We start from the raw sequence: 6,527 nt of genomic DNA, 5'->3' as shown, positions 1-6,527 counted from the left end.
TGCAACCCCCTAAAGTACAATTTGAGAAGGGCACAAACCTAACGATGAAACTAGCATCACTTGATTTGCAGTGAAGCGTCTTTATAAATGAATGGTTGAGGTGAGGGCAGTCATTTAATCCCAGAGCAAATAACGCCCAGTTTGATAGATCATGCCCACTGCGGTCAACACGACTGCTGCATACCACGGAATATCGAGCAACATCATACCAACCACCAACACCACGAACAAAATCGAATAGCCAATAATCCAATTCCGCATCCGCTTGGACATAACCATAACTCCTACACACACCAATGCTTGCTTTAACTCAATGCTGTGCAATCAACAGATCCCCGTTTGTGGGCACGAATGTGGCGCATAGTACTCACAACTGGCGCAGAAAGCAAACGCGGGCTTGCTCAGGCCCAGCATGATTAAGCACAACTGGCACACCCTCGGCCTCGCCATCGCCCAACTCTAGCGCAAAACCCATCCGTCGATGAAACGCGATTGAGCGTTGATTGACAGGTGCAGTGATTGCGCGAACTGTACGACATTGTTGGCTAATGGCCAGTGTAAAGAATTTTTCATACAGTTGTTGGGCTAAACCTGTGCGGCGTAGTTCGGGCGCAACCCCAACCATATGGATATAAGCCTCAGCCTTGGTTTGATCGATGAGGCCAATCAAAAATCCAACGAGTTTGCCATCCTGCTCAATCACAAAACTGCTAGCACTAAAATAATGGCACATCCAACGCTGTAACAGGCTGCTCAGCGGGCGCTCCCACCAGTCGTCAATCACCGCTTGAATTGACAAGAAGTCGGCTTCGCTCATAGCACGCATGCTTATTCCTTTCGCTACAAAAAAACGCAGGCTACCGTGATGGTAACCTGCGTTGCAACCTGAAACAAGCTAGCGATTAAGCTACGTCCGCTTCGGGCTTGCCATGCTTATCGGCGAAGCCAAAACGAGTTTTGACGCTTTCGATCAAACTATAGACGACTGGCACGACCAACAAGGTCAAGAAGGTTGAGGTAAACAAGCCCCCAATCACTGCAATCCCAAGGTCTGCGCCAATGAAGCCGCCTTCTTTGAGACCCAAGGCCAATGGTAACAAGGCAACCATCGTGGCGATGGCGGTCATCAAAATTGGCCGGAGCCGCACGCGAGCCGCTTGGACCAATGATTCGTAGACCGGCTTGCCGTCTTCACGATATTGTTCAACCAACTCGATCAACACGATTGCATTGGTCACCACAATCCCGATCAAGAGCAAGACCCCGATCATCGTGGTGATACCAAGTGGCTTGCCAGTGATGAACAACGAAGTCAAGACCCCGATAATTGCCAATGGCAACGAGAAGAGGATGATCAACGGATTCATCAACGAGCCAAACGAGAGCACCATCACCAAATACACCAAGATAACTGCCACGCCCAAGGCGAGGAACATATCATTAAAGGTGTCGGTTTGTGATTGAGCTTGTGCCCCAGCTTGGATGATCACGCCTTCGGGCAAGCCAATGTTATCGCGAATTTCGGCCTCAACTGCAGCTTGGGTCGAGAAGGTATCATCGCTGGTAAATTGGCCAGAGATTGAAGTGGCGCGGTCGCCGTTAATCCGCACGATGCTGCTAGCGCCTGGTACTTCGCTAATCGTCGCAACCTCGGAAAGTGGCACAGGATTGATCGTACCAACTTCTAAGGCTTTGAGCTTTTCAGCATCCAATGCCGCAGGATCAACCTGAACATAAATATCCAAAGGCTTGTCAGTGCCATCCAATTGGACAGTACCAGCATTTTCGCCAGTTAACAACGCGCGAATTTGTAAAGCAATTTGAGCTGTGCTCGTACCGCTACCGATCGCTTTCTTAGGATCAACTGCAACTTCAAGTTCAGGCTTAACTTCGGCCAAACCACTCTTGACATTGGCAATATCGAAGCGATCGCTGGCATTATTGCCGCCAATGGCTGCCATAATTTTGTCGTTGGCTTCGCGGAGTTTATTGATATCCGAGCTAACCAAGGTGATGTCAAGCCCTGCATTGCCTGGACCGCCACCTTGCGAAATAACCTCGGCAGCCACTGAATCTAAGCCTGCAACGCCTTTGATTTGGGCCTCAAGCTCTTTGGCAAAGGCAGTTGGGTCGGTCACATTGTCGTTGTTGATCGTCAAACTAAAGCGAGCACTGTTTGGTGCACTGGCTCCGCCCGATTGATCCCGGTTGCGGTTAGCACCACCAGCACTACCAATCACCGTTTGAATATCACGAACCTTGCCTGCATCGCGTTGCGGCAACAACAATTTTTCAATTTCGTCGGCTTTGGCAACTGTGCTATCAAGGTCGGTTCCGGCTGGCGTAAAGACCTGAATTGAAATCAACTTTTCGCTGCTATCGGGCAAGAAGGTAAATTTCAAGAAGTTGACGAAACCAAAGCTACCCAGCAAGAGTGCAAACGCAATCACCAAAGTCCAAGCGCGGTTGCGCAAAGCCCACAACAAGGCTGGGGTGTAGGCGCGTTGCATCCAAGTGTTTTCTGGCTCTTCTTTGGTTTGGCGAATAAACAGGAACGCCAAGAGCGGTACAATCGTAATTGCCACAATCAACGAAGCCAACAACGCATAAGTTACGGTCAAGGCGAAGGGCAAGAAGAACTTCGAGACGATCCCGCCGACCAAGCCCAAAGGCAAGAACACACACACGGTGGTCAAGGTCGATGAGGTAATTGCGCCAGCAACTTCTTTAGTACCTTCGATCACGGCTTCGCGGCGATTTGCACCTTTATTCAGGTAGCGATAGATGTTTTCCAACACCACAATCGAGTCATCGACCACCCGCCCGACCGCCACGGTCAGACCGCCCAAGGTCATTACGTTGAGCGAGAAACCTTGCAAACGCATTAGAATCAAGGCCACCATAATTGAAAGTGGAATTGAAACGGCGGTTACCAAGGTGGTGCGCAACGAACGCAAGAACAAGAAGATCACGACGATGGCTACGACTGCGCCGATTGCGCCTTCGGTCAACACGGCACTTACCGCTTGGTTGATAGGCGTGGCTTGTTCGCTCACGATCTGAATCTTCAAATCGCCATTGTTGAATTTGGCAAATTCGGCTTCGACGGCTTCAACGATTTCGACCGTGTTACCAGTCGTATCTTTGGAAATTTCCAAGCCTAAGCTGGCTTGACCGTTGGTACGAGTAACCGTGCTACCGCCAACTGCGCCAACTTCAACCGTTCCAACATCCTTCAAACGAATCAACAAGGCTTCAGGAACACCAGTGCTGCCAGCAGCATCGGGGTTATTAAGCTTTTGAGCGATGGCTGCTTGACTTTCATCTGAAAGTAAGGCAATCAATTCAGGGGTAAAGGCACTTAAGAATTGAGCTGGAATTTGATCGATCAATTCAGGCGTAATTTGCTCAGGCGAGGTAATGCCAAAATTGGCAAACTCTGGTGGCAAAGCACTTGCCCCATTGCTTGGGGTTGGTGGAGCGGCAGGAGCCGCTGCCAAAGCTTCGGATAAGGCGGTTTGGCTAGCTTCAGGTAAGGCCAAAGCCAAGTTTATTGGAAACTGTGCCAAGCCTGCTGCTGGAAATTGGCTAATCACCGCTGGCGTAATTTGGTCTGGGGCACTAATACCAAAGGCCACTAATTCGGCTGGAACTTCAGCTTCGGGATAGCGTTGAGCCAAAGCGGCTTGGCTTTCATCGCTCAAGGCCAAGGCTAACGGTAGCGTAATTTGGCTCAGACCAGCGTCAGGAAATTGAGCAATCACCGCAGGTGTGATTTGATCAGGCGACGTAATGCCAAAGCCTTGCAATGCTGCTGGAATCAAACTAGTTGTGACTGGTTGGGTTGGGGCTTGGGTTGGGCTAGGAGTAGCCGCCGCAGTTGGTTGAGCCGCAGCGCCACCAAAGCCACCAGTTGCGCCACCAAGGCCACCGCCGGCTCCACCAGTCAGATCAACGCCCTTGATCCCAACCACGACATTTTCAATTTCGTTGGTTGAGCTATATTTGTGGGTAATGCGCAAAGGCAATGAACGGCCTTCATCGGTAATTGTGCCTACCGGAAACACCAAGTTATTGGCTTGTAAAAATTGCACAACTTGAGCTTGGGTTAAGTTATTTGCGGCCATTTTTTCAGGGTCTAGCGTAATCAAGACTTTTTCTTGCTGGCCGCCAGTAACCGCCACATTGTTCACGCCAGGAATTGCCGACAGCGCTGGAATCAATTCGCCATCGACTCGGGCCTGAACATTGCTCAGGTTCTCGCCGCTAACACTCGCAACCACAATTGGCAACGAATTGAAATCAAAGGTACCAATTGTAGGTTTTTGAGCATTCTCAGGTAAGGCCAGCGAGCTAATTTTCTCTTGAACCTCAACTTTGGCATCTTTGGGGTCAACATCAACATCAAAGGTCAAAATTGTAAATGCAAAGCTTTCCGATGAAGTTGATTGAACTGCTTGAACGCCCGACAAGCCATTAACGGCCTTTTCGATCACCGATGTCACTTCGCTATCCATGGTTTCAGAAGAAGCCCCCGGATAGATCGTGGTAATGCTGACGATAGGGAATGAAATATCCGGGAAGAGTTCCCGTTTCAGCCCTGCTGAAGCAACCAGCCCCGCAATGATCAAGACCACTGAGATCATGATCGTAATTGGCGAGCGCTTAAGCGATTGACGTGTAAACCACAACACTAGGTGGCTCCTTTCGGCACGAAAATGTTTGACGGCAAGATTATTTGTCGCTACGATTATATATGTCGAGAATATTTCGGCACGCGAACTATTATAGGATTTGTGAATTTCGTGTCAAGAGACCAAACGCCCCAAAACGACTTGGTACTTCTGTTTTTCACAATTGTTCACAACGAGGAAACTTTATGGAAGATGAACATCGTAGTTCACTACTTAGCTCAATCTCCGATATGATTCGTCAATTAACCTGGCTTTCGCATCGCCAAAGCAGCCAAACCATGGAACGCTTGGGCTTAACCCTTTCGCAAGCAATTTTGCTGATTGCGCTCGATGCCCACCAAGGCCGCGCCACGATGAGCGATCTTGGCCGCATTACCCAGCATGCTCCCGCCACCCTGACTGGAATTGTCGATCGTTTGATCGCCAACGATTTAGTGGATCGTGAGCGTGACGAGCAAGATCGGCGGGTGGTGTTCGTAGAGCTTACGGATGCTGGGCGCAAAAAGATTGAAGCAATTAATGCTGAACGTTATCGCGATATGTCGCAGTTGATGGAGCAATTCAATAATCAAGAATTGGAATTACTCTCCAGCATTGTTGAGCGTTTTGTGCACGAACTTGCTCGTTTGGATGCTGCCAACTACCATGGCCCACGCTAATTGTGTTGCCATGGAAGGATTCAAGCCATGCCAAGTTTGCGTGAACTGTTGGATGTTGCGACCGAAGCGGCCTATTTAGGTGGTCGCCGAACCCTGGCTTATTTTGGAGCCGATGTTCAAGTTGAAACCAAAGGCGATGCCACTCCCGTCACCCGTGCCGATCGCGAGGCCGAAACGATTATTCGCGACTATATTGGGCGCTATTTTCCAAGCCATACGATTATTGGCGAGGAGCACGGCGAGCAAAAGGGCGATGCCGATTATCGCTGGATTATCGACCCAATTGATGGCACCAAAACCTTTATTCATGGTGTGCCGTTTTATGGCGTGCTGATTGGGCTAGAAATTAAGGGCGAGGCCAGTGTTGGCGCGGTCTATTTGCCTGCTTTCGATGAAATGTTGGCGGCTGCCAATGGCTTAGGATGTAGCTGGAATGGCCGCCCGGCTCAGGTTAGCAAGGTTGATAATCTGGCTGATGCCACCTTGCTGACCACCTCAGTCACTTCGGCCATGAAGCGCTCTAATGCCTATGAAACGCTTGTCAGCAAAACCAAACTTCAACGAACATGGGGAGATTGCTACGGCTATGTGTTGGTGGCGACTGGTCGGGCCGAAATTATGCTTGATCCAGCTATGAATCCATGGGATTGTGCGCCAATGCTGCCAATTTTGCGCGAGGCTGGCGGCCATTTCACCACATGGGCAGGCGAGGCGACAATTTGGGGTGCTGATGGAATGGCGACCAACGCGGCATTGCATCAAGAAGTGCTAGCAATTTTAGCCACCGAGCAACGCCATATCTAGCCACCTTTTAGGCTGACTTACGTAGACGTTTATTATAAATTAAAAGCCTTTGATTTTGAGATCATTCTATGCAATGTGCTGCTTGTGGCGCGACCACCACCAATGCCCATCAACGAATCTGTGCTCAATGCAACGCACCACTACCTCAACTGTTGGTAGCTGGTGCGTTGGTGATGAACCAATATCGGGTAGTTCAGCCCTTACGTGAGGGCGGCACAGGCCAAATCTACCTCGCTGAAGATACCCGCACCTTTGATCGTAAGTGTATTTTGAAACGCACGATTCTGAAGGGTGGTAATGAGTCACGGCGGCTGTTCGCCACTGAGGCTGAATTACTGACGCGTCTGCGGCATCCTCAAATTCCCCAAGT

5 protein-coding genes and 1 pseudogene are annotated in these 6,527 nt (G+C 49.9%); 3 read left to right on the top strand and 3 right to left on the bottom strand.

Annotated elements, in window-relative coordinates; translation table 11 throughout:
• Positions 1-114: 114 nt before the first annotated feature.
• From DEF47_RS01680 to DEF47_RS01670, 3 genes are all read right to left on the bottom strand, one after another.
• Complete coding sequence (locus DEF47_RS01680; protein ID WP_287044932.1) at positions 115-273, bottom strand: hypothetical protein; 159 nt, start codon at positions 271-273, stop codon at positions 115-117.
• A gap of 94 nt (positions 274-367) precedes the next feature.
• Positions 368-826: a GNAT family N-acetyltransferase gene (locus tag DEF47_RS01675; protein WP_012191840.1), complete on the bottom strand. Its 459-nt coding sequence runs from the start codon at positions 824-826 to the stop codon at positions 368-370.
• A gap of 76 nt (positions 827-902) precedes the next feature.
• Entirely contained in the window at positions 903-4,694 is a 3,792-nt protein-coding gene (locus DEF47_RS01670; protein WP_012191841.1) for an efflux RND transporter permease subunit, read from the bottom strand.
• A gap of 185 nt (positions 4,695-4,879) precedes the next feature.
• Between DEF47_RS01670 and DEF47_RS01665 the strand changes: the two genes are divergently transcribed.
• The 3 genes and pseudogenes from DEF47_RS01665 to DEF47_RS01655 form a co-directional block, all read left to right on the top strand.
• Complete coding sequence (locus tag DEF47_RS01665) at positions 4,880-5,353, top strand: MarR family winged helix-turn-helix transcriptional regulator (RefSeq protein ID WP_012191842.1); 474 nt, start codon at positions 4,880-4,882, stop codon at positions 5,351-5,353.
• Between the two features lie 27 nt (positions 5,354-5,380).
• A complete protein-coding gene (hisN, locus tag DEF47_RS01660) occupies positions 5,381-6,157 on the top strand; it encodes a histidinol-phosphatase (RefSeq protein ID WP_012191843.1) in 777 nt (258 codons plus the stop codon).
• Between the two features lie 68 nt (positions 6,158-6,225).
• Positions 6,226-6,527 (top strand): annotated as a pseudogene (locus tag DEF47_RS01655) (hypothetical protein); the annotation flags it as partial.

It is taken from the genome of Herpetosiphon sp., from assembly GCF_003512625.1.
GTDB classification, from domain to species: domain Bacteria; phylum Chloroflexota; class Chloroflexia; order Chloroflexales; family Herpetosiphonaceae; genus Herpetosiphon; species Herpetosiphon aurantiacus.
Note: the sequence above shows the minus strand (reverse complement) of the source record. Positions and strands in the feature narration are given on the sequence as shown.